This is a genomic window from Extensimonas vulgaris (assembly GCF_003337425.1).
GTDB classification, from domain to species: Bacteria; Pseudomonadota; Gammaproteobacteria; order Burkholderiales; family Burkholderiaceae_C; genus Extensimonas; species Extensimonas vulgaris.
Genome location: NZ_QPJU01000001.1, coordinates 50,858 through 74,726, shown reverse-complemented (window position 1 = coordinate 74,726; position 23,869 = coordinate 50,858). Strand labels below are relative to the sequence as shown.

Genomic DNA, 23,869 nt, shown 5'->3' with positions numbered 1-23,869 from the left:
AAATGGGCCGCTGCGGCGCATTCGCAGCCGACGATTCCAAAGTCCGACAGGCTGCTAGCGCTTATGGAATCTTGGCTTGATGCCATTTTTGCTCAAAATTTGGCGGCGCACTCACATGTGCCCGGTGCGCAGATAGCGCACGTGCCAGCTCAGCGCTTCTTCGAGCAGATGCGGCGTGTGCAGGCTCGGCGCCCCTTGGTTGGCGCGTTCGATGTAGTCGAGCAGTTGCGGGCGGAAGCTCGGGTGCGCGCAGCGCTCGACGATCAGCGGGGCGCGCTGGCGTGGGGCGAGGCCGCGCAGGTCGGCCAGGCCTTGCTCGGTCACGATGATCTGCACGTCGTGCTCGGTATGGTCCACGTGCGAGACCATGGGCACGATGCACGAGATCGCGCCGTCTTTGGCGAGCGAGGGCGTCATGAAGATCGACAGGTAGCCGTTGCGCGCGAAGTCGCCCGAGCCGCCGATGCCGTTCATGATGCCCGAGCCCATGATGTGCGTGGAGTTCACGTTGCCGTAGATGTCGGCCTCGATCATGCCGTTCATGGCGATCACGCCCAGGCGGCGCACGAGTTCGGGGTGGTTGCTGATCTCTTGCGGACGCAGCACGATGCGCTCGCGGTAGTGGTCGATGTTGGCGTTGAAGTCGGCCGCAGCCTCGGCGCTCAGCGACAGCGCCGTGGCCGAGGCGAAGCGCAGCTTGCCCGAGCGCAGCATGTCGAGCATGCCGTCTTGCAGTACCTCGGTGTAGGCCGTGAGATGGTCGAAAGGCCCGCGGTTGAGCCCCGCAAGCACGGCGTTGGCGATGTTGCCCACGCCCGACTGCAGCGGCAGCAGTTCTTTGGGCAGGCGGCCCTGGGCGACCTCGTGCTGCAGGAAGTCGATGATGTGGCCCGCGATCTGCTCCGACACGGGGTCGGGTGGGCTGAAGCTCGTGTTGCGGTCGGCCTGGTGTGTGTGCACCACGGCGATCACCTTGGACGGGTCGCAGCGCAGGTAGGGCTCGCCGATGCGGTCGCTCGGGTCGGTCAGCGGGATGGGTTTGCGGTGCGGCGGCAGCCGCGTGCCGTAGTAAATGTCGTGCATGCCCGCGAGGCCGGCGCTTTGCCAGGTGTTGACCTCGAGGATGATCTTGTCCGCCTGGTCGAGCCAGGTTTTGTTGTTGCCCACCGAAGAGGACGGCACCAGCCGCCCGTCGGGCAGGATGCCCGCGACCTCGACCACCGCCACGTCGAGCTTGCCCAGAAAACCAAACCACGCCGCCTGCGCCACGTGCGACAGGTGCATGTCGGTGTAATACATCTTGCCCGCGTTGATGAGCTTGCGGCAGGTCGGGTCGGACTGGTAGGGCAGGCGCCGGTCTATGCCTTCGACACGCGCGAGCGCGCCATCGAGCTCGGGGGCGGTGGAGGCACCCGTCCACAGGCCGATGCGAAACTGCGCATCACCCGCGGCACGGCGCTCGGCCATGAGTTCGGCCAGCGCCTGCGGCACGGCCTTGGGGTAGCCCGCCCCCGTAAAGCCGCTCATGCCTACGTTGGCCCCCGAGGGGATCAGCGCAGCGGCTTCGCGGGCGCTCATGAGTTTGGCTTGCAGGGCAGGGCATTGGATGCGGTCGGTGGGGCTCATGGGTTGGGGTTCCTGGAGTAGAAGAGGCCACGGACTGCGCGCCGCCCAGCAGCCTGTCGGACTTTGGGCGTCGAAAGCGAGAAGGTGCCCCAGCGAGGCCAGTTTTTGCCGGATTCGCCGCCCCATAGCGTGACTATGGGGCAAGAAGCCGGTAAAAAATGGGCCGCTGCGGCACATTCGCAGCCGACGATTCCAAAGTCCGACAGGCTGCTAGCCGACGATTCGTTGCTTGCCGCGCGCCATGGCCGCGCGAGTCTATCAGCCCGCGTGCGCAAACCTAGGGTTTACCCTTGCGCGCCTTGATTTGGGGGCTGCGCCCGCAGGCCGTAGCCCCGTCGCGGCCGCAGCGCCGTCATGGCCTGGCGGCAGGCGCGCCGGTAGGCCAGCAAGGTCTGCTCGGCGCGCGCGAGCACGGTGGCGGCGCCGCTGGGTTCCAGTCCCGGCGCCATGCCCGAGGGCACGCCGGTCAGCAGCGCGATGCCGGCGCTCACGTGTTCCACTGTGTGGATGTGGAATTGCCCGCGCTCCACGGCCTGCAGCACTTCATGCTCCAGCATCAGGTGGCGCTGGTTGCGCGCCGGGATCAGCACGCCCTGCGTGCCGTCGAGCCCGGCGTGCGCGCAGGTGCGAAACCAGCCCTCGATCTTTTCGTTGATGCCGCCCACGGGCAGCACCTCGCCGCGCTGGTTCAGCGCGCCCGTCACGGCGATGCCCTGGCGCAGCGGCAGGCCCGAGAGCGCGGACAGCAGTGCATAAAGCTCGGCGCATGAGGCCGAATCGCCCTCGATGCCGCTGTATTCCTGCTCGAACACGATGGAGGCGTGCAGCGCCAGCGGCGCCATGTGGCTGAACAGCGACATCAGGTAGCTGTGCAGGATCAGCACGCCCTTGTCGTGGATGGGGCCGGACATGTCCACCTCGCGCTCGATGTTCAGCAGCCCCTCGTGGCCTGCGTAGGTGCGCGCCGTGATGCGCACCGGAAAGCCGAAGCGGTAGTCACCCAGGTCGATCTGCGTGAGCGCGTTGATCTGCCCCAGCGTCGCGCCCTGCACGCTGATGAGGCGCTCGCCATCGGCGATCGACTCGTGCATCTGCTGCTCGGGGTAGTTGTGGCGCAGCGTGCGCGCCTGCAGCGCGGCCAGCACGTCAGGCGGCTCGACTAGCGTGCTGCTGCGCGCGCGGCACTGCGCCGCGCTTTCGAGCACCAGCGCCTCGGTGTGTGCAAACAGCGCGCTCTGGTAGCGCTGGTCTTCGGCCTCGCGGTGGCTTTGTTCGAGCAGCAGGGCCACGGCCGCCGCGCCAAAGTGCGGCAGGCCGTGCTTTTGGCAGCTGCGCGCAACGAAGATGCTGCTCGCGCGGTAGGTTTCGGGCGTGGCGGCAAAGCGCTCGGCAAAGTCCACCTTGACGCGAAAGCGGCGCGAAGTTTCGGGATCGCCCTCCTGCAGCGCGTAATACTCCTCGACCGAGCCGATCAGCACGATCTTCACCTCGACATCGACCGGCTCGGGCTGCAGCGCAATCGCCACCAGCGGGCCGGGCACGGTCGCGCCGCCTTCCTCGATCTGCAGGCGGCTGCTGCGCAAAAAGCGGCGCAGCCGCTCCCACAGGCCCTCGTCGCCGAGCAGGTCGCGCAGGTGCAGCAGCAAGAAGCCGCCGTGCGCCTGCAGCAGGCTGCCCGCGCGGATGTTGGAAAAGTCGGCCACCAGCATTTCCGACTCGGCCTGGTACTCGACGCTGCCAAACAGGCTGCGCAGCTGCGGGTTGTCCTCGACGATCACGGGCGCGCCGCTGCGGTCTGCGTTATCGACGGCAAGGTTCACGCGGCAATGCGCGAGCAGGTCTTCGAGCGCGGCCTTGCGCTCCTCCTCGGCGCTGCCGGGCTCGGCGCCCGCGTCTGCGGGCTCGAACAAATCGAGTTTGTCGAGTATTTCGCGCTCGATCTGGTCGAGCCAGCGGCCGAGCTTCACGGCGTCCTTGATCTGCTTTTTGAGGTCGCGGCGGATGTCTTGCAGGTGGCGCTCGACCACGGGCGCGATGGTCTGGCGCCGCAGCTTGGCCAGCGCCTCGTCGCGCGCGAGTTCGAGCGGGCGCATGGTGTCGAGAAAGCGCGCGATCTCGGCGCGCAGCTCCTGCTCGGCGGCCTCGATGGCGGCGCGGCGCTCGCGCGGCAGGGCGTGGGCCTCCTCCTCGGTGAGCGGCTGGCCGCGCGCGCCCAGCAGCGTGAACACCATGCGCCCATCCTCGCGCGTGAGGCGAAAGTGCCGCGCCTCGGCAAAGGCATCGAGCGCGGCAAACGCCTGCGCCTCCTGCGCGTGCCAGTCGCGCTCGATGCGCTCCACCTCGGCTTTGTAGTCCGGCGCCGCAAGGCGCTTGGGGATTTCGGTCTGCAGCGCCTTGGTCATCTCGGCCATGGCCTGGCGCAGCTGCCGCCCCTGGCCCGCAGGCAGGCGCAGCGCGCGCGGATGCTCGGGCGCGTCGAAGTCGTGCAAGTAGCACAGGTCGGGCGGCACCGGGCGCTTGGCCGCCGCGTCCTGCATGGCCTGGCGCAGCAAGGTACTGCGCCCGCTGCCCGTTTCGCCCAGCACGAACAGGTGGTAGTCGGGCTGCTCCATCGCCAGCCCAAACGCCGCCGCCGCTTGCGCGCGCTCCTGGCCTATCCAGGGCAGGGGCTGGTCTTGCAGCTCGGCAGTGCTGACAAAGCCGAGCGACTCGGGGGCGATGCGCAGGCGCAGTTCATGGGGGGCGAGAAGGCGGGTGGTCATGGAGAGGGGCAGGCTGCGGGGGCCGGACGTAAAAAGTTATGAACAAATTGGCTTGTAGCGCTTGTCAATACAGCGCAAGCAGCTACGTAAACAATAGTATTTTGGGCGTGCGGCGCAGGGGCGGGCAGCGCGTGCGCCGTCTGCCGGGGGGGCCGGAAGGCGCGCCGCGGCGGCCCATCAAGGTAGCGGTGGCAAGGCATCGCGCAAGAAGCCCTGCGCACAGGCCCGCATTGTCCCGCGTGGCCGGCGCCGCTTGGGCGCTTGCCGTAAATTTTTGAGTCAAATTGGCACTTTGCGCTTATCTGTCAAGCGCTAGCAGCTATCAATACATTAGCGAGCAGGCCGTTTTTCAAGGCTTGCTCGCACAAGGCCCTTCGGGGAGCGATGTGCCGGCACAGTTGATGGGCGCGAGGAGGCGGGTGGTCACGTAGTGGCGGAGGCGAGGGGCTCAGCGTGCGTCTGCGGTTTGGGCCGGTGCGTCGCGCTGTTCGCGCAGCGCCTGTGCCGGTATGCGGACGATACGGCCGGCTTGCACGAGCACGATGGCAGTGTTGGTTTGCAGGGCCGTCTGGCGCGCGAGTTCGGCGGCACGCTCCAGCGCCGCCAGGGACGCCGCCAGGAGTGGGTCTTTGGCTTGGGTGATGTCTTTGGTGCTCATGTGTTTTCTCCCCATTCGCGCAGCACGGGGCTGGGGCCGGCATTGTCGTACAGCGCCCAGTTGTGCACCAGGGCGCGGTAATGCTGCTGGAAATTGAGCAAGCCTGCGGCAAAGCGGCGGCGGATGATCGATGGTGGTACGTCATGGCCACCCTGGCGTACGCGCTCGGCCACACGTGCGATAGCGGTATCGGCATCGGGCAAGGACAGAAAAAACAGGCTGCTGTGGTAGCCGAGGGCATGCCATTGGGCGATATGGCGCACGTAGCTCAGGCCGGACAAGGTCGTTTCAAAAGCGAAGCTTTCACCACGCTGCACGCAGTCGGCCATTTCCTGCAACATCAGGCGCCCGGCGCGGATGGCGACGGCTTCAGGAGCAAAGGGCGACAAGCCAGCAGCGATCAGATCGGCGTTGATGAAGCGTGGGCAATGCGCTTCATGCGGCAAAAAGGCGCGTGCAAAAGTGGTCTTGCCCGCGCCATTGGGGCCGGCAATGATGATGACGCGCGGATGGTTCATGCTATTTTTTGTTCAGCACCCCGGCCCGCGCAAGGCCCCTCAGGGGCGCCTCCGGCGAGGGCGTGCGCGCGGGCCTGGGCTTGTTGTTCGGCGTTTGGCGCTTGCGTGGGCCAGCCGCTCAGGTGCTGCTCGGCGATCTGGCCGAGGGCGGCGATCCAGGGCGGGCTGTCGTTCAGGCAGGGGATGTAGTGGAATTCCTGGCCGCCGGCCTGCAGGAAGGCGGCGCGCGCTTCCTGGTTGATTTCTTCGAGCGTCTCGAGGCAGTCGCTCGTGAAGCCCGGGCACAGCACATCGACGCGGCGCAGGCCGCCTTGCGCGAGCGCGATCAGCGTGGGCTCGGTGGCGGGTTCGAGCCAGCGCGCGCGGCCAAAGCGCGATTGGAAGGTGACTTGGTACTGCTCGGCGCGCAGCGCGAGCCGCTCGGCCAGCAGCCGCGCGGTCTTGCGCGCCTCGCAGTGGTAGGGGTCGCCCAGGTGCAGCGTGCGCTCGGGCACGCCGTGAAAGCTCAGCACGAGCTTTTCGCCGCGGCCCTGGCTTTTCCAGTGCGCTTCGACCTGGCGCGCGAGCGCTTCGATGTAGGCGGGGTGGTCGTGGTAGTGCTGCACCAGGCGCAGCTCGGGCACCCAGCGCGTGCGCGCGGCCCAGGCGTGCACGGCGTCGAACACGCTGGCCGTGGTGCTGCCAGCGTACTGCGGGTACAGCGGCAAAATCAGGATGCGCGTGGCGCCTTCGGCCTTGAGCGCATCGAGCTGGCTGGCAATGGCCGGGTTGCCGTAGCGCATGGCCGTGCGCACCAGCACCTGGCGGCCGCGCTCGCCGAGCCAGCCGCGCAGCAGCGTGGCCTGTTTTTCTGACCACACGCGCAGCGGCGAACCTTCGGGCGTCCAGATGCTTGCGTATTTGGCGGCCGACTTGGCCGGCCGCGTGCGCAGGATGATGCCGTGCAGGATGGGCCACCAGACCCAGCGTGGAATCTCGACCACGCGCGGGTCGCTCAAGAATTGCGCAAGGTAGCGCCGCACCGCGGGCGCCGTGGGCGCGTCGGGCGTGCCCAGGTTGCACAGCAAAATGGCCGTGCGTGCGGCCTGGCCGTGGGTGTAAGCAGGTTCGGGTTGAAAGCGTGCCATGCGGGTATTTTGTGGCATGGCGCGCCGGGCCCAGCCGCCGGGCGGGCAATGGCCTTGCGCTGCCTGGGTTTGGGTGGGCAGGGCCGGTGTGGTGCCGGGAGCAGGCTGCGCTCAGCGCATCTCGAACAATTCCTGGTGGAAGTCGTCGGGCGCCAGCCCGCGCGCCGTGAAGCCGCTGCGCAGCGCTGCGCCAAAGCCCGCCGGGCCGCAGAACCAGACGCTGGCGTTTCGCCAGTCGGGCACGGCCTGGCAGATGCGCTCGGCGTCCAGCCGGCCGTCGCGCGGGCTGATCAGGATGTGCAGCTGCACCTGGGCGGCTGCGGCGGCCTGGCGCAGTTTGGCCAAAAAGTTTTCGTCGGGTGCGCTGGTGCTGTAAAACAGGTCGATGGTCTTGGTGCGCAGCGCGGGCGCGTCGGCCAGCGCCAGCAGCCGGGCGATGAAGGGTGTGATGCCTATGCCGCCCGCCACCCAGATCTGGCGCGGGTGGCTGCACTCGAATTTGAAGTGCCCGTAAGGCCCTTCGACCTTGACCACGTCGCCCACCGTGACGGTGTCGGGCAGCTTGCGGGTGTAGTCGCCCAGGCCTTTGATGAGGAACACCAGCCGGCCGTCGCCGCGCCAGTTCGAGGATATGGTGAAGGGGTGCGCGCCTTCGGCGTCGTCGAAGGTCACGAAGGCAAACTGCCCGGCCTCGTGCCCGGCCCAGCGGTCTTTGAGCTGGATCACCACCTGCAGCACCTGGTTGTCGGTGTGGCGCACGAGCTGCGCCACTTCGCCCACGGCCTGGCGGCGTAGCCCCACGCGGCGCAGCAGCGAGACGCAGGCAGCCACCGTGCCACCCGTCATGAGCAGCGCCAGCACGGGGCCGAGCGGCGAGCGCCAGAAGCCCGCGTCGAGCAGGATGAAGCCGTGAAACACCAGCACCAGATAGACCACGGCCATCAGCCGGTGCGTTTGGTAGAAAAGGCGGTACGGAAAGCGCTTGGCCAGCGCGAGCCCGATTAGGATCACGGCCGCGTAGAACGCCCATTCGCCCAGCGACTCTGCCAGGTGGCGCTGCGCCTGCATCCAGCGCAGCAGCTCGCTGGCCGGCTCGGGCCGTGGCTGGCGCGCGGGCCGCTCCAGCAGGCCCCAGCCGACCAGCCACTTCGGCGCCTTGGCCCAGAGCCAGTGCAGCACGGCCACCACCAGCGCGGTGATGCCAAGCCACTTGTGCAGACGGTAGGTTTTGTCCAACCCGCCCAGAAAGGGCTCTATGCGCACGGGCCGCAGTGCAAGCATCATGCCCACGCTCATCACGCCCAGGGCCACGATGCCCGTGCCCTGCACGAGCGAGCCGCGCAGGCCGAAAAAGCTGTAAGGCTGCACGAGCAGCGGGTCGGCAATGAGCCACAGCGCCAGCAAAATCAGCAGCACGGTGGCGTACAGGCGTTGGATGTTTTTCATGGCAAATCCTTGATGACAAGGCAAAGATACGCCACGGGCATGAAGCGAATCTGAAGCTGCGGCAAAGCAATGGTTGCTTCGATTGCGGTAGCGCCGCCGCTCGCATTGGCTGCGCGTGCGTCGCTATGGCGCCGGCAAGGGCAAAGGCGCTGGGCTACTTACTGCGCCGGCGGCTGCGTTATCCTCCACCTGCCCCAGCCTGCCCCAGCCCATGTCTGCCATGCTCGACCCTTCCCGCATCCGCGCCGTCTCGCTCGACCTCGACGACACCCTCTGGCCCGTGGCGCCCACCATCGCGAGGGCCGAGGCGGCATTGCGCGACTGGCTCGCCCAACACGCGCCCGCCACCGCCGCGCTGCACGCACGCCCCGCGGCCGCGCAAGCCTTGCGCGCGCAGGTGGAGCAGGATCGCCCCGACCTGCGCCACGACCTCGGCGGCCTGCGGCGTGAGACTTTGCGCCGCGCTTTTCTGGCCGCGGGCGACGATCCGGCGCTGGCCGAGCCGGCCTTCGAGGTGTTCTACCTGGCGCGCCAGCGCGTGCAGCTCTACGCCGATGCGCATGCAGCGCTGGAATTCTTGTCGGCGCGCTTTGCCCTCGTTGCGGTGTCGAACGGCAATGCCGACGTGCACCGCACGGGCGTGGGCCGGCATTTTCGTGCGGCCATCGCCGCGGGCGCGGTGGGCGTGGCCAAGCCCGATGCGCGCATCTTCCACGCCGCCGCGCAGGCGCTGGACGTGCCGCCCGCCGCCGAGCTGCACGTGGGCGACGACGCCACGTTGGACGCGCTCGGCGCCGTGCGCGCTGGCATGCAGGCGGTGTGGCTGAACCGCAGCGGCGCACCCTGGCCGCACGGCCCCGAACACGCGCCGCACGCCAGCGTGCCCGACCTGACGGCGCTGTGCCGGCTGCTCGCGGGGGTGCCCGTGGCGGCGCCAGCGCTCCACGGTGTTTCGTCCTGATTTTTTATTTTTTCCCGTTTGCTATGAGGTTGCCATGCCTTTGTTCCACCCGCCTCCTTTGCCCGCCGTGCGCACCATTGGCTGGATGCAGCCGTTGCAGTGGCTCGCGCTCGGCTGGCGCGACATGGCGCGCGCGGGCTGGGTGAGCTTTGCGCACGGCCTCGCGCTGGCTTTGTTCGGCGCGCTCATCGTGGCGGTGGCGCATGACCGCTTCTGGCTGCTGGCCGGGGCCTTGTCGGGCTTCTTGCTCGTCGCGCCCATGCTCGCGACCAGCCTTTATGCGCTGAGCCGTGCGCTCGAGCGGGGCGAGCCGGCCAACTTTGCCACCGTGCGCGCCACCTGGCTGAGCTGGCAGCGCAGCCACCGCAGCGTGTGGGAGGGCAGTTACTGGTGCCTGGTGCGCTTTGGCATTTTGCTGTCGCTCGCGGCCACGGGCTGGGTGCTGGTTTCGGCGGCGCTCATCACCTTGCAGGCGCCTGTGCCCATTCGCACGCCCATGGATTTCATCCATCACGTGGTGCTTGCGCCCGACGGCACGCTGTTTGCGCTCTGGCTCGCGCTCGGCAGCCTGCTCGCGGCGCCGATTTTTGCCTCCAGCGTGGTGTCCATGCCGCTGCTGCTCGACCGCCGCGCGAGCCTGCCGCAGGCTGTGCTCACGAGCTGGCAGGTGGTCATCGCCAACCCCGGCCCCATGGCGTTGTGGGCGGTGCTGATCGCAGGCTTCACCTTGCTTGGGATGGGCTCGCTGATGCTGGGCTTGATCGCGGTCATTCCGATGCTCGGGCATGCGAGCTGGCATGCGTACCGCGATTTGGTCGATGCGTCCAGCCTGCCGCCGCGCGGCCCTTTGACCGATGGCGCGCGCGGCGCTGAGTCTGAGTGCGGCGGGCAGGAGGTGCGCACGTGATCTTTGGCTATACCGAGGAGCAGCTCGCGAGCTTCTTCCTCACCTACGGGGTGGCGGCGTTCATCCTGTTCATGCTGTTCATCATCGGGCACCTGGCCTGGGAGTCCAAGGCCGGGCGCTTTGGCACGTTCGTGCTGTTTCTGGGGCTGGGCCTGGGGTTCGTCGGTTTTCTGGCCAAGTTCATCATTCAGTGGTGGTTTCAGCGCTAACTCCACGCAAGCACGCAACGGCTTGTCGCCCCGCCGCCGTGCCGCTGCGCACCGCGCCTTCGAGCGTGGCCGGGTAGGGGCCTGCAACGTAGTCCCCGCAGGCCCACAAGCCTGGCAAGAGGGATGCAGGCGGGCGCTGCAAGGCAGGCGTGCAGGCGAAGGTGGCGCGTTTTTCGACCACGGTCTGCACGGCGTGCAGCGGGCCCGGCAAAAGGTGCGCGAGTTGCGCCTGCGCCTGGGCGAGCACGTGCCGTTCGATGTCTGCGCGCGTGGTGTCGGACGTGTCCGCCGCACTCACGACGAACGCCAGCAAGCCCGGCGGCCCGCCGAGCGCGCCGCGGTCGAACACGAACTGCGCGGGCTGCATGGCGCTGCTGCGCAGCGCGAGCAGCGGCTGCGGCAATACGCCTTGCGCAGCGCCACGCGCGGTGCGGCGCACGGCGCCGATGGTGGCTGGCAGGCGATCCGCTGCGGCGCATTGCGCATACACGGTAGCGATGGCGGTGTGGCGCAGCGCCTGCGCGCAGGCTGCCCAGGCATGCAGCGCGGGGCGCTCTGCGGCGGGGGCGGTGTCCGCACCAGCATGCACGAGCCGCGCCGCCGCGCCCGCCGAGGTGGCCAGCACCACGGCATCGAAGCGTTCGCCGTCGAGCAGCCAGCCCGTGGCCACGCTGGCACCTCTGCCGCTTGCACCCTCGCGCACGAGCCGCTGCACGCGCCGCCCCGTGTGCAGCGCGCCGCCGTGCGCGCGCAGCCAGCGCGCTGCGGGCTCGGGGAACAGGCTGCCGAGGTCGGTGCGCGGCAGCAGCAGGTGCGAGCCGCCGCGGCCGCCCAGCAGGCTGTCGTGCAGCACGCGCAAAAACACTGCGCCGCTGGCTTCGTGCACGGGCGTGTTGAGCGCCGACACGCACAGCGGTGCGATGAAGTCTTCCCGCAGCTGCTGCGGCAGCCCCGCGCACAGCTGCGCCACCGTGGCGTGCGGCGCGCAGGCAAACCCGCGGCGCTGCCACGCGGCGGCCAGGCGCAGCAGCGCCCACTTGTCGCGCCAGCGCCAGCCGCGCGCCGTGGCGATGCCCGCGAGCGCGCCCCAGGGCGGCGGCAGATCGGGCAGCTGCAGGCCGCTGCCGTCGGCAAAGCGCAGCGCCAGCGGCAGGCGCAGCAGCGCGGATTCGGGCGCTACGCCCACGAGGCGCATGAGGCGCAGGCACTCGCTGTAGGCGCCGATCAGGATGTGCTGGCCGTTGTCCAGCGGTCTGCCCGGGTTTTTAGGGTCAAATAGGGCTCTAGCCCTTCCACCGATTGCCTGAGCAGCTTCCAGAACGATAGCTTCATGCCCGGCCTGCGCCACCGCCAGTGCCGCGGCCATGCCCGCCCAGCCGGCGCCGACGATGGCAATCTTGCGGCACACGGGTTTTGCGATCGAACCCACAGGCTTTGCCATCGGGCTCACATACGCCCAAGCGCCTGCACCTTCCAGGCGAGCCAGAACTTGCGCAGCGGCGTGAGCTGGATGCGCTGGTGCAGCACCTGAAAATTCTCGTGCGCGATCTCGCGCAGCAGCGTGCGGTAGATGCTGGCCATCATCAGGCCGGGCTTTTGCGTGGCACGGTCGGCTGCGGGCAGTAGCGCCAGTGCCTCGGCGTAGCAGCGCTCGGCGCGCTCGGCCTGAAAGCGCATCAGCGCCGTGAAGCGCTCCGAATACCGGCCCTGCAAAATCTCGTGCGCCTTCACGTCGAACTGCTGCAATTCGGCCACGGGCAGGTAGATGCGCCCGCGGCGTGCATCTTCACCCACGTCGCGGATGATGTTCGTGAGCTGCAGCGCCAGACCGAGCTGGTGCGCGTATGCGGTCGTGCGCGCGTCGGTCTGGCCGAAGATGCGCGCCGCCACCTCGCCCACCACGCCGGCCACGAGGTGGCAGTAGCGCGCCAGGCCCGCAAAGTCGAGGTAGCGCGTTTGCTCCAGGTCCATGCGGCAGCCCTCGATCACGGCCTGCAGATGGTGCGGCTCTATGCCGTACACGCTGCAGTGCGGCAGCAGCGCCTGCATCACCGGGTGGCTGGGCTGGCCCGCAAAAGTGCGCGCGACCTCGCCCTCCCACCACGCGAGCTTGGTCTGCGCCACGCCCGCGTCCGAGACCTCATCGACCACGTCATCGACCGCGCGGCAAAACGCATAAAACGCCGTGATCGCCGCGCGCCGCGGGCGGGGCAAAAACAAAAAAGCGTAGTAAAAACTGCTGCCCGAGGCCAGGGCCTGCTGTTGGACGTATTGCTGCGGCGTCATGGGCTGGGGATTGTCCCATGCGGGTGACGTGCGCATGCCTTGCGCCTGCCGCTTGATGCAGGTCGTGGCGCCGGAATGGCGGGTTGTTAGAGAATGCTACAAATTTTTGTGAGGAACCATGTTCAACAACATTCGTATCACCAAGCGCTTTGTTCTCTACATGGCGGTGTTCTGGGTCGCTTTTCTTTTGGTACTCGGTGTAGGCATCTGGGGCTTGATGCAGGCGCGTGACAGCCTCAAAGAGGTGCACGAGCAGGCCATGCGGCGTGCCTTGTTGGCCGAAGCATCGATTGCTTACACGGTGCAAAACCGCTTGCAGGTGCTGCTGGCCTTCCAGCACGCGCCGGACAATCCATTGGCCGCCATCCATGACCATCCCGTCAGTGTGCATCTGGATGCGATCACAGCGACCCGCGCCAAGGCCAATGAGGAAATCAAGGAGTTGGGTGCAGGCATCAGCGATCCGCAGGAGCAGGAAATTTTTGCGGCCACGCAAGGTCCGCGCGCAGCTTGGCGTGACAAGCTCGACGAGGCCGTGCGCGCCATCGCCGCAGGCGATTTCAGCCCGCAGGTCATGGCCAAGTTTTTGGCTGCGGGCCGTAACGAGGGCGAGGCGGTGGTGCAAACCATGCGGGCCTTGCGCGACTACGAGTTGGCGCGCGCGCAAAAGGCCGCACAGCTGGCGCAAGAACGCTATGAAACCGATCTATGGCTCTTTGCGCTCATGGCCCTGCTGGGGCTGGCGGCCACGGCGTTGATGCTCACGCTGCTCGGTCGTCTGCGCACGGGCTTTCGCCAGGCGGGCGATGTGGCCGGTGCGATTGCGCGCAATGACCTCACGCACGCGGTGGACGACGCCAGCAGGGACGAAATCGGCGTGCTTTTGCGCCACATGGAAACCATGCGCCGCAACCTCGGCGGTGTGATCGGCCAGGTGCGCAGCGGCTCGGACGCCGTGGCCAGCGCCGCCTCGCAGGTCGCGGCGGGCACGCAGGACTTGTCCAGCCGTACCGAAGCGCAGGCGAGCTCGCTCGAACAAACGGCCGCCGCGACCGAAGAGCTCGCGAGCACCGTGCAGCACAACGCCGACAACGCGCAGCAGGCGAGCCAGCTCGCCGCCTCGGCCACCGACGCGGCCCGGCGCGGCGGCCAGGTCGTGGCGCAGGTGGTCGGCACCATGGAATCCATCAGCGCGTCCTCGCGCAAGATCGCCGACATCATCGGCGTGATCGACGGCATCGCATTCCAGACCAACATCCTCGCACTCAACGCCGCGGTCGAGGCCGCACGCGCGGGCGAGCAGGGCCGCGGCTTTGCCGTGGTGGCCAGCGAAGTGCGCGCCCTGGCCCAGCGTTCGGCGACGGCGGCCAAGGAAATCAAGGAGCTCATTTCTGAATCGGTCGAGAAGGTCGGCGCCGGCAATGAGCAGGTCAGCGTGGCCGGCCAGACCATGCAGGAGATCGTCGCGGGCATACAGCGCGTGTCCGATATCGTGGGCGAGATCGCCGCGGCGAGCCGCGAGCAATCGGGCGGCATTGCGCAGATCAACCAGGCCGTGACGCACCTCGACAGCGTCACGCAGCAAAACGCCGCGCTGGTCGAGCAGACCTCGGCCGCGTCGAGCGCGCTGCAAGAGCAGGCGCGCCAGCTCGCGGCGCTCGCGGCGGCGTTCAAGCTCGAAGCGCAGGGCGGGGGCTGGGCCGGGGGCATGGCGGCCCGGACAACTGGCCGTCCTGCCGCGGGTGCCATTGCCAGCGCGACGCCTTCGCCCGCACAACTGCACGCCGCAGCCGAGCACCCGCGGCTGCAATAACCTGGGAGTCTGTCGGCCGGCAGCGCGGCTCACATGCGCAGCGCGTGCCACAGCAGCGGCGCGGCATCCCAGGCACGCAGGCGCGGGCGGGTGTGCAAGCTTGCGCCGCGCAGCGCCTGCACCTTGCCCAGCACGCGCAGGCCGCCTTGCACCACCAGGCGCAGCTCCCAGCCCATGCGCCCCGGCACGCGGTGCACGAGTTTCATGCCTTTTTGCATGATAGTGCCCGTCCAGTCTACGTAATCAGCTATCAGATTCGATATTTCCGGCGTCAGGCGCAGGGCCAGCACATCCGCCTGCTGCACGCCGTGGCGCACGCAATCTGCGGCGCAAAGGTAGTAGCGCCCGCGCGGAATATCGACGCTCAAGTCCTGCCAAAAGTTGATGAGCTGCAGCGCCGTGCAGATGGCGTCGCTCTCTTGCTGGGCCGCGGCGTCGTGCACGCCGTAGAGGTGCAGCAGCAGCCGCCCAATCGGGTTGGCCGAGCGGCGGCAATAGTCGAGCAGTTCGGCGCGGTCGGCGTAGCCGGCGCCGGCGTGCGTTTTTTCCACGTCCTGGCGAAAGGCGTCGAGCAAATCGGCCAGCAGCGGCACAGGCAGCTGGTGGCGCTGCAATGCCCACTGCAGCGGGCCGAACACCGCCGCCCAGCGCGGCGCCGGCGGCCGCCCTGCGGCCACGGCATGCAACTCGGCGGCATAGGCAGCCAAATCGGCCAGGCGCGCGGCGGCCGAGGCGTGGCCTTCGTCGGCAATGTCGTCGGCCGTGCGCGCGAAGTGGTAGATCGCCGCGACCGCCGGCCGCAGCCGCGGCGGGCACAGCAGCGAGGCGACGGGGAAGTTTTCGTAGTGGGTGATGGGCGCTGGACGGGGTTGCACGCGGCGATTGTCCGCCAAAGCATCTGGGCCTGCGCCGGGGGCAAAGCCGCGTGTGCGCTCAGGCTAAAATATCCCGTTGACCGATTCACAGAGAGGCGGCCGGCATTGCCTGCCGCCTGTTCGTTTGTAAACCGCGCGGGTGGCGAAATTGGTAGACGCACCAGGTTTAGGTCCTGACGCCAGCAATGGTGTGGGGGTTCGAGTCCCCCCCCGCGCACCATCCATGTGTGATCTGCGGCATTTTCCATGCACTGCGAAGCCGCGGCACTTGCACAGCCCCATGAGGAACCAAAATGGCCGTCACCGTCGAAACCCTTGAAAAGCTCGAGCGCAAGATCACGCTCAGCCTGCCCAAGAGCAGCATCCAGTCCGAAGTCGAAAACCGCCTCAAGCGCCTGGCGCGCAGCGTGAAGATGGACGGCTTTCGGCCCGGCAAGGTGCCGCTGAGCGTGGTGTCGCAGCGCTATGGGTATTCGGTGCAGTATGAGGTCATTAACGACAAGGTCGGCGAAGCCTTTGCCAACGCCGCCAACGAGGCCAATCTGCGCGTTGCCGGCCTGCCGCGCATCACCGAAAAAGAAGGTGCGCCAGAGGGTGAATTCCAGTTCGACGCCGTGTTCGAAGTGTTCCCCGAAGTGCAAATCGCCGACCTGTCCGCAGCGCAGGTCGAGAAGTTCACTGCCGCAGTGGACGAGGCCGCGATCGACCGCACCATAGACATCCTGCGCAAGCAGCGGCGCAGCTTTGCCGAGCGCCCGCAGGGCGCCGCGGCGCAGGATGGCGACCGCGTCACAGTCGATTTTGAGGGCAAGATCGACGGCGAACCCTTCGAGGGCGGCAAGGCCGAGGACTTCCAGTTCATCATCGGCGAAGGCCAGATGCTCAAGGAGTTCGAAGACGCCGTGCGCGGCATGAAGGTCGGCGAAAGCAAGACCTTCCCGCTCGCCTTCCCCGAGGACTACCACGGCAAGGATGTGGCCGGCAAGACGGCGGACTTCCTGGTCACGGTCAAAAAAATCGAAGAGGCGATCCTGCCCGAGGTCGACGAAGCCTTCGTGCGTTCACTGGGCATTGCCGACGGCAGCATCGAGGCGCTGCGCGCCGACATCCGCAAAAATCTCGAGCGCGAAGTCAAGGCACGGCTGCAGGCGCGCAACAAGCAGGCCGTGATGGATCTGCTGCTGACGCAGGCCGAAATCGACTTGCCCAAAGCCAGCGTAGAGGCCGAAATCGCCCGTCTGCGCGAGGACATGCTCGATGATCTGAAGCAGCGTGGCATGAAGGACGTCGAGAAATTCCAGGCGCAGCTGCCCGACGACATCTTTCGTGCGCAAGCCGAGCGCCGCGTGCGCCTGGGGCTGATCGTGGCCGAGCTGGTGCGCGCCAACGAGCTCGACCCCAAGCCCGAGCAGGTCAAGGCCCATGTCGAAGAACTGGCCTCGAGCTACGAGCAACCTGAAGAGGTGGTGCGCTGGTATTACGCGAGCCCTGAGCGTATGCGCAACGTCGAGGCAATGGTGCTCGAAAACAACGTGACGGACTTCGTGCTCGGCAAGGCGCAGGTCACGGAAAAAACGCTGTCCTTCGACGAGCTGATGGGGCAGCAGGACTGAGCCTAGGAGCCTGTCGGGCTTTGGGCGTCGATAGCGAGAATGCGCCCCAGCGAGGCCAGTTTTTGCCGGATTCGCAGCCCCATAGTGGTGCTATGGGGCAAGAAGCCGGTAAAAAATGGGCCGCTGCGGCGCATTCGCAGCCGACGATTCCAAAGTCCGACAGGCTCCTAGTGCACTGTTCGATGCTATCTGCGACATAAAACCGCGTCTTTTCGGCCTGGGCCGCGTTGCAAATCCTCGCGATACCACCCGGTATCGCTGCGGTTTGCGCCTTGCCCAGACCAAAAATCCATCGGTTTTATTTGTCGCATCAAGCGTCAAACACTGCACTAGCTTGTTTTTTGCGTGGGGCTTGTGCAGGCTGGCACAAGCCCCAATTCATTTTCTGGGTACAGTATGCCCATACGACAGGAGAACACATGAGCGCATTGGATACACGCAACCTGGGCTTGGTCCCCATGGTCATCGAGCAGTCTGGCCGGGGTGAGCGTGCCTACGACATTTATTCGCGCCTGCTCAAAGAGCGCGTCATTTTCTTGGTGGGGCCGGTGAACGACCAGACGGCCAACTTGGTGGTTGCGCAGTTGCTGTTCCTCGAGAGCGAAAACCCCGAAAAAGACATTTCCCTGTACATCAATTCCCCGGGCGGCTCGGTGAGCGCGGGCTTGGCGATTTTCGACACCATGAACTTCATCAAACCCGATGTTTCCACGCTGTGCATAGGCATGGCCGCGAGCATGGGCGCATTCCTGCTGGCTGCCGGAGCCAAGGGCAAGCGGTTTGCGCTGCCGAATTCCAAGGTCATGATTCATCAACCCTTGGGCGGTATGCAAGGCCAAGCGACCGAGATCGAAATCCACGCCCGCGAAATCCTCAAGACGCGCGAGCAGCTCAACAAAATCCTGTCTGAGCGCACGGGCCAGCCCCTCGAAAAAATCCAGCGTGACACGGATCGCGACTATTTTCTGAGTGCCGACGAGGCCAAGGACTACGGGCTCGTGGATCAGGTCATCAGCAAGCGCGGTTGAGCCCGATAGCGCACGCACCAAGCCGTTCGCTGCTCTGGCGGCGCTTCCCCGAGGGGGAATGCCGCATTTCTTTTGGTTATCATCATTCCCAGGTTTGTTACAAGGCACCGCTCCATGGCCGAAAAAAAAGGCGCTTCCAGTGAAAAAACCCTTTACTGCTCTTTTTGCGGTAAGAGCCAGCACGAGGTGAAAAAGCTCATCGCCGGGCCGTCCGTTTTCATCTGCGATGAGTGCATAGACCTGTGCAACGAGATCATCCGTGATGAATTGCCGGCCGGCGCGCTCACGCACGAAGGGCGCAAGGACTTGCCGACGCCGGCGGAAATCAAGGCCAACCTGGATCAGTACGTCATCGATCAGGAAATGGCCAAGCGCACCCTGGCCGTGGCTGTTTACAACCACTACAAACGTCTGCGCCACAAAGACAAGGCGCGCAAAGACGACGTGGAATTGGCCAAGAGCAACATCCTGCTCATAGGCCCCACGGGTTCGGGCAAGACGCTGCTGGCGCAGACGCTCGCACGCATGCTCGACGTTCCCTTCGTGATGGCCGATGCGACCACGCTGACCGAGGCGGGCTACGTCGGCGAAGACGTGGAAAACATCATCCAAAAGCTCTTGCAAAGCTGCAATTACGACATCGAGCGCGCCCAGCGCGGGATCGTCTATATCGACGAAATCGACAAAATCTCGCGCAAATCCGACAACCCATCGATCACGCGCGACGTTTCGGGTGAGGGCGTGCAGCAGGCGCTGCTCAAGCTCATCGAGGGCACGATGGCGAGCGTGCCCCCCCAAGGTGGGCGCAAGCACCCGAACCAGGACTTTGTGCAGGTCGATACGACCAACATCCTGTTCATTTGCGGGGGCGCGTTTGCGGGCCTGGAAAAAATCATCGAAAGCCGCACCGAGGCTTCGGGCATTGGCTTTGGCGCCACCGTCAAGAGCAAGAAGCAACGCGCTTTGAGCGAAGTGTTCACCGAAATCGAGCCCGAGGACTTGATCAAGTTCGGCCTCATCCCCGAGCTCGTGGGCCGTATGCCTGTCGTGGCGGTGCTTGCCGAACTCAACGAAGACGCGCTGGTGCGCATCCTGACCGAGCCCAAGAACGCACTGATCAAGCAATATGCCCGGCTGCTCGCGATGGAGGGCGTGGAGCTCGAAGTGCGCCCCGCAGCGCTGAAGGCGATCGCGCGCAAGGCGCTCGCGCGCAAAACGGGGGCGCGCGGTCTGCGCTCGATTCTCGAGCAGGCGCTCATGAACACCATGTTCGAATTGCCCAACATGAGCAATGTCGAAAAAGTGGTGGTCGATGAAAACACGATCGAAGAAAACAAGCCGCCTCTGCTCGTCTATCGCGAAGCCGCGAAAAAAGCCTGAAGCCTGCCCAGAAAACCGGCAGGCGAGGTTCGGGCAGGTTTTTGTTCACTGGCAGATTGACCCAGGGGATTGAAAATCCCCTGTCCCAGGCCATATTCGATGGCAATCGATGAGGATTTTTATGTCCGGATACAAACCATTACCTGCCACTCCCCTAGACCTTCCACTGCTGCCTTTGCGCGATGTGGTGGTCTTCCCCCACATGGTGATCCCGCTGTTCGTGGGTCGCCCCAAGAGCATCAAGGCGCTCGAGCTGGCCATGGAGGCGGATCGGCGCATCATGCTGGTTGCGCAAAAGGCTGCTGCCAAGGATGAGCCCGCCGTCGGCGACATGTTCGAAGTGGGCGCCGTTGCTACGATTTTGCAAATGCTCAAGCTGCCCGATGGCACCGTCAAGGTGCTCGTCGAAGGCCAGCAGCGCGCCCAAGTGCGCTCGATCATCGACGCGCATACGCATTTCGTTGCGACCGTGGTGCCGGTGGAAGCAGCCCAAGAGGCTGCCGATTCGCCCGAGATCGAGGCGCTGCGGCGTGCCGTGCTGCAAGAGTTCGACCAGTACGTCAAGCTCAACAAGAAGATTCCGCCGGAAATTCTGACTTCGATCGCGAGCATCGACGATCCGGGGCGCCTTGCCGACACGATCGCCGCGCACTTGCCGCTCAAGCTCGAAAACAAGCAGGCCGTGCTCGATTTGGCGGACGTCAAAGAGCGGCTCGAAAATCTCTTCGAGCAGTTGCACCGCGAGGTCGAAATCCTGAACGTGGACAAGCGCATCCGCGGCCGCGTCAAGCGCCAGATGGAGAAGAACCAGCGCGACTTTTATCTGAACGAACAGGTCAAGGCCATCCAAAAGGAGCTGGGTGAGGGTGAGGAGGGTGCCGATCTCGAAGAGCTCGAGAAAAAGATCAAACGCGCCAAAATGCCTGCCGAAGCCCGCAAAAAGGCCGAAGCCGAGCTGAAAAAGCTCAAGCTCATGTCGCCCATGTCGGCCGAAGCAACCGTGGTGCGCAATTACATCGACGTGCTCATCGCCTTGCCTTGGAGCAAAAAAACCAAGATCAAGCACGATCTGGGCTATGCCGAAGAGGTGCTGAACCAGGATCACTACGGTCTCGACAAGGTCAAGGATCGCATCCTTGAATACCTTGCCGTGCAGCAGCGTGTGGACAAGGTCAAGGCGCCGATTTTGTGTCTCGTGGGTCCACCGGGCGTGGGCAAGACCTCGCTCGGCCAATCGATTGCCAAAGCCACGGGGCGCAAATACGTGCGCATGGCCTTGGGGGGGATGCGTGACGAGGCCGAGATTCGGGGCCACCGGCGTACCTACATCGGCGCGCTGCCGGGCAAGGTGCTGCAAAACCTCTCTCGAGTGGGCACGCGCAACCCGCTGTTTTTGCTTGACGAGATCGACAAGCTCGGCATGGACTTCCGTGGCGATCCATCGAGCGCTTTGCTCGAAGTGCTCGATCCGGAGCAGAACCACGCGTTCTCCGACCATTATGTCGAGGTCGATTTTGACCTGAGCGACGTGATGTTCGTGGCGACTTCCAACTCCATGAACATCCCGCCGGCCTTGCTCGACCGCATGGAGGTGATTCGCCTGTCGGGTTACACCGAAGACGAAAAAGTCAACATCGCAATGCGCTACCTGCTGCCCAAGCAGCTCAAGAACAATGGCCTCAAGGAAGAGGAATTGCTCATCACCGAGGCGGCCGTGCGCGACATCGTGCGTTACTACACGCGCGAAGCCGGGGTGCGCTCGCTCGAGCGCGAGCTCTCGAAAATCTGCCGCAAGGTGGTCAAGGGCTTGCTGCTCAAGAAGCTGACGCCGCAGGTCGTGGTCGGCCCCGATGATTTGCCCGAATACCTTGGCGTGCGCAAATACACCTATGGCCGCACCGAAGGGCAGAACCAGGTCGGTCAGGTCGTGGGACTGGCCTGGACCGAAGTGGGCGGCGATCTGCTGACCATAGAGGCGGCAACCATGCCGGGCAAGGGCAACATCATCCGCACCGGTTCGCTGGGCGACGTGATGAAGGAGTCGGTCGAAGCTGCGCGCACGGTGGTGCGCAGCCGTGCACGCAAGCTTGGTATTCCCGACGAGGCCTTCGAAAAGCGTGACGTGCACATTCACGTGCCCGATGGCGCCACGCCCAAGGACGGGCCAAGTGCAGGCATTGCCATGACCACGGCACTCGTCTCGGCGCTCACGGGCATTCCGGTGCGTGGCGATGTGGCCATGACGGGTGAAATCACCTTGCGCGGCGAAGTCACGGCCATTGGCGGGCTCAAGGAAAAGCTGCTCGCAGCTTTGCGCGGCGGCATCAAGACGGTGCTGATCCCCGAAGAAAACGTGAAGGACTTGCAGGAAATTCCTGACAACGTCAAGAGCGGGCTGGAGATCGTGCCGGTGCGCTGGATAGACAAGGTGCTCGAAATCGCCCTCGAGCGTAAGCCCTCGCCGCTGCCTGAAGAGGATGCTGCGGTGCTGGCACCGGCAGCAGCAGCCCCGGTGGCGCCCACGGCCGCGGATGCCCTGAAGCATTGAGGTGAGATCCCGTGAACAAAAAAGCCGCAGTCCAGCGGCTTTTTTGTTGCGCCGGCGTGGGGCGCTTCTGCCTTGCTGCGCTGGTGTGGCGGGTCGGGTTGTCTGTAAAAAATTGCAAATCGATTTCTATAAAATCCTTGCTGCCGTCACGCTGCTGCAATCCATGCATGGCTGAAGGTTGTTTTTCATAAGTGCGTAGGAACATCGATGAAGCTCGGAGATTTGCGTGTGGCTCCCAAGCTGTGGGGGTCGGTCATGGGGCTGCTGGTCATCATGCTGGCAGCCACTTTTTTTGCCCAGAACATGGCCAGTGCGGCCATTGACGAGGCATTGCAGGATCTGGAGCGCTACGACAGTGCGATCACCCAGACGACGCGCTGGCAGGGGCTCACGGAGGTAGTGCTGGAACGCTCCCTGGCTGCGTTGAGCATCTATGACCCTGAGGCCGAAAAACTTCTGCTGGACAGGAGCCTGGCGAATTCCGCCGCCATCAACGAATTGCAGAAAAAAGTCGCGGAAGGCTTGCGTTCGGAAGCGGAAAAGCAGGCTTTTGCCCAGGTTTCGAAAGAGCGTGCCGATGCCTTGGCGCTACTGAAAAAGGTGCGTGAACTCAAAGCCAGCGGCAATCGGGATGCGACCATAGACATGGTGCAGCAGCAATTCATGCCTGCGGCGCAGAAGTTGTTTGCGGCCATAGACAACTTCATCAAGGTGCAAAAAGAGCAGCGCGAGGCCGTCAAACGACGTGTCGAGGAAGCGCGCCACACGGCCATGCTCGTGGGTTTTGCTGTCGCAGCCCTGGTGCTGGTGCTCGCAGCCATTGCCTGCACGATGTTGGTGCGCTCGATCACGCAGCCCTTGCACCGTGCCGTCGAGGCGGCGCAGGCGATCGGCAAAGGCGACTTGAGCTTGACGCTGCAAACCCAGCGCCAGGACGAATTCGGCGACCTGCTGCGGGCGTTTTCGCGCATGGTCGAGCATTTGCGCGGCGTGGTGACCGAGGTGCGCACGGGGGTGGATTCGGTGGCGCTTGCGGCGAACGAGATCGCGCATGGCAACCAGGATTTGTCTGCGCGCACCGAACAGGCGGCCTCCAGCCTCGAAGAGACGGCTGCGAGCATGGAGCAGCTCACGGCCACGGTCATGCAGTCTGCGGATACGGCGCGCCAGGCCAACCAACTCGCGGCCCAGGCCGCGCAGGCAGCGCAGCGTGGCGGCGCGGTGGTAGGCCAGGTGGTGCAGAGCATGCAGCAGATCACCGATAGTTCGCGCAAGATCGCGGACATCATTGGTGTGATCGACGGTATCGCCTTCCAGACCAACATCCTCGCGCTCAACGCGGCCGTCGAAGCCGCCCGCGCAGGCGAGCAGGGCCGCGGCTTTGCCGTGGTGGCGAGCGAAGTACGCAGTCTGGCCGGGCGCTCTGCCGAGGCGGCCAAAGAGATCAAGGCGTTGATTGGCACTTCCGTCGAAAACGTCGAATCCGGCTCGCAGCAGGTCGCGCAGGCCGGGCAGGCGATGTCCGAAATCGTCGCGGGCGTGCAGCGCGTGAGCGATCTGATCGGTGAGATCACCGCTGCTGCCACCGAGCAGCGCGACGGGATTGCGCAGGTCAACCAGGCCGTGATGCAGCTCGACCAGATGACGCAGCAAAATGCCGCGCTGGTCGAACAATCCGCGGCCGCGGCAAGCGCCCTGCGCGAGCAGGCGCAGCACCTGGCGCAGGCTGTGGCCACGTTCAATGTGGGCAGTGTGGGCATGGCGAATCCACCAGCCGCATTGGCGCCCTCGCCACGCGCTGCCGGATCGCAGAATGCTCCTGAATTTAAAGCTAAAGGCGCAGTATCAACGGGCGCTAAAGCCGTTTTTGGTAATGTAAAGAAAGCTGCTGCGCCTGCATCCCAAGGCAGCGCCGCAGCGGGCCAAGCCAAGCCCAAACCCGCCAGCGCCCCCGCGCCGCGCCTGGGCACGTCTCCGGCAGCGCGCCAGGCGGCTGCGCCTGCGAATTCAGACGAGGGCGAGTGGGAGAGTTTCTGAGCGCGCCTTTCGTCACTGCAGCGCAGGCGCGGGGCTGGGTTCCGCGCAGGCCGTCAGCCGCGCTCCAAATAGTCG

The 23,869-nt window shown here is 65.6% G+C and carries 19 protein-coding genes and 1 tRNA gene; 11 read left to right on the top strand and 9 right to left on the bottom strand.

The features are described 5' to 3' along the window. Window positions 1–111: 111 nt before the first annotated feature. The gene (locus tag DFR45_RS00315) at window positions 112–1,626 is read right to left on the bottom strand and encodes a succinyl-CoA:acetate CoA-transferase ScpC (protein WP_114481730.1); all 1,515 of its coding nucleotides are present in this window, start codon (window positions 1,624–1,626) and stop codon (window positions 112–114) included. Window positions 1,627–1,761: 135 nt separating this feature from the next. Between DFR45_RS00315 and DFR45_RS14420 the strand changes: the two genes are divergently transcribed. Further along, complete coding sequence (locus DFR45_RS14420) at window positions 1,762–1,929, top strand: hypothetical protein (RefSeq protein ID WP_158637008.1); 168 nt, start codon at window positions 1,762–1,764, stop codon at window positions 1,927–1,929. On the opposite strand, the gene DFR45_RS00310 is transcribed toward DFR45_RS14420, so the two are convergent. The 5 genes from DFR45_RS00310 to DFR45_RS00290 form a co-directional block, all read right to left on the bottom strand. Further along, on the bottom strand, window positions 1,911–4,388 hold the full coding sequence (locus DFR45_RS00310; RefSeq protein ID WP_114481729.1) for a Lon protease family protein: 2,478 nt from the start codon (window positions 4,386–4,388) through the stop codon (window positions 1,911–1,913). The genes DFR45_RS14420 and DFR45_RS00310 overlap by 19 nt on opposite strands. A gap of 448 nt (window positions 4,389–4,836) precedes the next feature. Beyond that, on the bottom strand, window positions 4,837–5,046 hold the full coding sequence (locus tag DFR45_RS00305) for a hypothetical protein (protein WP_114481728.1): 210 nt from the start codon (window positions 5,044–5,046) through the stop codon (window positions 4,837–4,839). Next, window positions 5,043–5,564 (bottom strand): ATPase, encoded by a 522-nt coding sequence (locus DFR45_RS00300; RefSeq protein ID WP_114481727.1) that lies wholly within the window; start codon window positions 5,562–5,564, stop codon window positions 5,043–5,045. Before DFR45_RS00300 ends, DFR45_RS00305 begins: the two co-directional genes overlap by 4 nt. Next, the gene (gene hemH / locus DFR45_RS00295; RefSeq protein ID WP_114481726.1) at window positions 5,561–6,691 is read right to left on the bottom strand and encodes a ferrochelatase; all 1,131 of its coding nucleotides are present in this window, start codon (window positions 6,689–6,691) and stop codon (window positions 5,561–5,563) included. Before hemH ends, DFR45_RS00300 begins: the two co-directional genes overlap by 4 nt. A 111-nt stretch (window positions 6,692–6,802) precedes the next feature. Continuing rightward, entirely contained in the window at window positions 6,803–8,137 is a 1,335-nt protein-coding gene (locus DFR45_RS00290; protein ID WP_114481725.1) for a ferredoxin reductase family protein, read from the bottom strand. A 220-nt stretch (window positions 8,138–8,357) separates the two neighbouring features. Here DFR45_RS00290 and DFR45_RS00285 point away from each other — a divergent pair, with 220 nt between their 5' ends. From DFR45_RS00285 to DFR45_RS00275, 3 genes are read left to right on the top strand one after another with little or no spacing between them, the layout of a single operon-like run. Further along, window positions 8,358–9,098 (top strand): HAD family hydrolase, encoded by a 741-nt coding sequence (locus tag DFR45_RS00285; protein WP_114482156.1) that lies wholly within the window; start codon window positions 8,358–8,360, stop codon window positions 9,096–9,098. A gap of 34 nt (window positions 9,099–9,132) precedes the next feature. Next, window positions 9,133–10,005 (top strand): DUF2189 domain-containing protein, encoded by an 873-nt coding sequence (locus tag DFR45_RS00280; protein WP_114481724.1) that lies wholly within the window; start codon window positions 9,133–9,135, stop codon window positions 10,003–10,005. Next, window positions 10,002–10,214 carry a DUF2788 domain-containing protein gene (locus tag DFR45_RS00275; RefSeq protein ID WP_114482155.1) on the top strand — a complete coding sequence of 71 codons (213 nt, stop codon included), beginning with the start codon at window positions 10,002–10,004 and terminating at the stop codon, window positions 10,212–10,214. Before DFR45_RS00280 ends, DFR45_RS00275 begins: the two co-directional genes overlap by 4 nt. Here the strand turns inward: DFR45_RS00275 and hpnE are convergent. Together hpnE and hpnD are read right to left on the bottom strand one after the other, a co-directional pair. Then, entirely contained in the window at window positions 10,189–11,655 is a 1,467-nt protein-coding gene (gene hpnE / locus DFR45_RS00270) for a hydroxysqualene dehydroxylase HpnE (protein ID WP_114481723.1), read from the bottom strand. The genes DFR45_RS00275 and hpnE overlap by 26 nt on opposite strands. 5 nt (window positions 11,656–11,660) lie before the next feature. Then, window positions 11,661–12,500, bottom strand: a complete 840-nt coding sequence (gene hpnD, locus DFR45_RS00265; RefSeq protein ID WP_114481722.1) for a presqualene diphosphate synthase HpnD — start codon at window positions 12,498–12,500, stop codon at window positions 11,661–11,663. Between the two features lie 118 nt (window positions 12,501–12,618). Here hpnD and DFR45_RS00260 point away from each other — a divergent pair, with 118 nt between their 5' ends. Beyond that, window positions 12,619–14,313, top strand: coding sequence for a methyl-accepting chemotaxis protein (locus DFR45_RS00260; protein WP_114481721.1), 1,695 nt, complete (start codon window positions 12,619–12,621; stop codon window positions 14,311–14,313). Window positions 14,314–14,342: 29 nt separating this feature from the next. On the opposite strand, the gene hpnC is transcribed toward DFR45_RS00260, so the two are convergent. Then, a complete protein-coding gene (hpnC, locus tag DFR45_RS00255) occupies window positions 14,343–15,188 on the bottom strand; it encodes a squalene synthase HpnC (protein WP_241659328.1) in 846 nt (281 codons plus the stop codon). A 133-nt stretch (window positions 15,189–15,321) separates the two neighbouring features. On the opposite strand from hpnC, the gene DFR45_RS00250 reads away from it, so the two are divergent. From DFR45_RS00250 to DFR45_RS00225, 6 genes are all read left to right on the top strand, one after another. Then, window positions 15,322–15,408 (top strand) — tRNA-Leu (locus DFR45_RS00250). 73 nt (window positions 15,409–15,481) lie between these two features. Then, window positions 15,482–16,801 carry a trigger factor gene (gene tig, locus DFR45_RS00245; protein ID WP_114481720.1) on the top strand — a complete coding sequence of 440 codons (1,320 nt, stop codon included), beginning with the start codon at window positions 15,482–15,484 and terminating at the stop codon, window positions 16,799–16,801. 419 nt (window positions 16,802–17,220) lie between these two features. Continuing rightward, complete coding sequence (gene clpP / locus DFR45_RS00240) at window positions 17,221–17,829, top strand: ATP-dependent Clp endopeptidase proteolytic subunit ClpP (RefSeq protein WP_114481719.1); 609 nt, start codon at window positions 17,221–17,223, stop codon at window positions 17,827–17,829. 114 nt (window positions 17,830–17,943) lie between these two features. After that, entirely contained in the window at window positions 17,944–19,209 is a 1,266-nt protein-coding gene (clpX, locus tag DFR45_RS00235; RefSeq protein ID WP_114481718.1) for an ATP-dependent Clp protease ATP-binding subunit ClpX, read from the top strand. 121 nt (window positions 19,210–19,330) lie between these two features. Further along, a complete protein-coding gene (gene lon / locus DFR45_RS00230; RefSeq protein WP_114481717.1) occupies window positions 19,331–21,757 on the top strand; it encodes an endopeptidase La in 2,427 nt (808 codons plus the stop codon). A 207-nt stretch (window positions 21,758–21,964) separates the two neighbouring features. Beyond that, window positions 21,965–23,794, top strand: a complete 1,830-nt coding sequence (locus DFR45_RS00225; protein WP_114481716.1) for a methyl-accepting chemotaxis protein — start codon at window positions 21,965–21,967, stop codon at window positions 23,792–23,794. Window positions 23,795–23,869 lie beyond the last annotated feature (75 nt).

Coding starts and splice junctions, on each gene's coding strand:
- DFR45_RS00300 (WP_114481727.1), bottom strand. CDS start 5,564: ATGAACCATCCGCGCGTCATCATCATTGCCGGCCCCAATGGCGCGGGC.
- lon (WP_114481717.1), top strand. CDS start 19,331: ATGTCCGGATACAAACCATTACCTGCCACTCCCCTAGACCTTCCACTG.
- hpnE (WP_114481723.1), bottom strand. CDS start 11,655: ATGGCAAAGCCTGTGGGTTCGATCGCAAAACCCGTGTGCCGCAAGATT.
- DFR45_RS00310 (WP_114481729.1), bottom strand. CDS start 4,388: ATGACCACCCGCCTTCTCGCCCCCCATGAACTGCGCCTGCGCATCGCC.
- clpP (WP_114481719.1), top strand. CDS start 17,221: ATGAGCGCATTGGATACACGCAACCTGGGCTTGGTCCCCATGGTCATC.
- DFR45_RS00225 (WP_114481716.1), top strand. CDS start 21,965: ATGAAGCTCGGAGATTTGCGTGTGGCTCCCAAGCTGTGGGGGTCGGTC.
- DFR45_RS00290 (WP_114481725.1), bottom strand. CDS start 8,137: ATGAAAAACATCCAACGCCTGTACGCCACCGTGCTGCTGATTTTGCTG.
- hpnD (WP_114481722.1), bottom strand. CDS start 12,500: ATGACGCCGCAGCAATACGTCCAACAGCAGGCCCTGGCCTCGGGCAGC.
- DFR45_RS00285 (WP_114482156.1), top strand. CDS start 8,358: ATGCTCGACCCTTCCCGCATCCGCGCCGTCTCGCTCGACCTCGACGAC.
- DFR45_RS00315 (WP_114481730.1), bottom strand. CDS start 1,626: ATGAGCCCCACCGACCGCATCCAATGCCCTGCCCTGCAAGCCAAACTC.
- DFR45_RS00305 (WP_114481728.1), bottom strand. CDS start 5,046: ATGAGCACCAAAGACATCACCCAAGCCAAAGACCCACTCCTGGCGGCG.
- DFR45_RS00280 (WP_114481724.1), top strand. CDS start 9,133: ATGCCTTTGTTCCACCCGCCTCCTTTGCCCGCCGTGCGCACCATTGGC.
- hemH (WP_114481726.1), bottom strand. CDS start 6,691: ATGGCACGCTTTCAACCCGAACCTGCTTACACCCACGGCCAGGCCGCA.
- DFR45_RS14420 (WP_158637008.1), top strand. CDS start 1,762: ATGGGGCAAGAAGCCGGTAAAAAATGGGCCGCTGCGGCACATTCGCAG.
- tig (WP_114481720.1), top strand. CDS start 15,482: ATGGCCGTCACCGTCGAAACCCTTGAAAAGCTCGAGCGCAAGATCACG.
- DFR45_RS00260 (WP_114481721.1), top strand. CDS start 12,619: ATGTTCAACAACATTCGTATCACCAAGCGCTTTGTTCTCTACATGGCG.
- clpX (WP_114481718.1), top strand. CDS start 17,944: ATGGCCGAAAAAAAAGGCGCTTCCAGTGAAAAAACCCTTTACTGCTCT.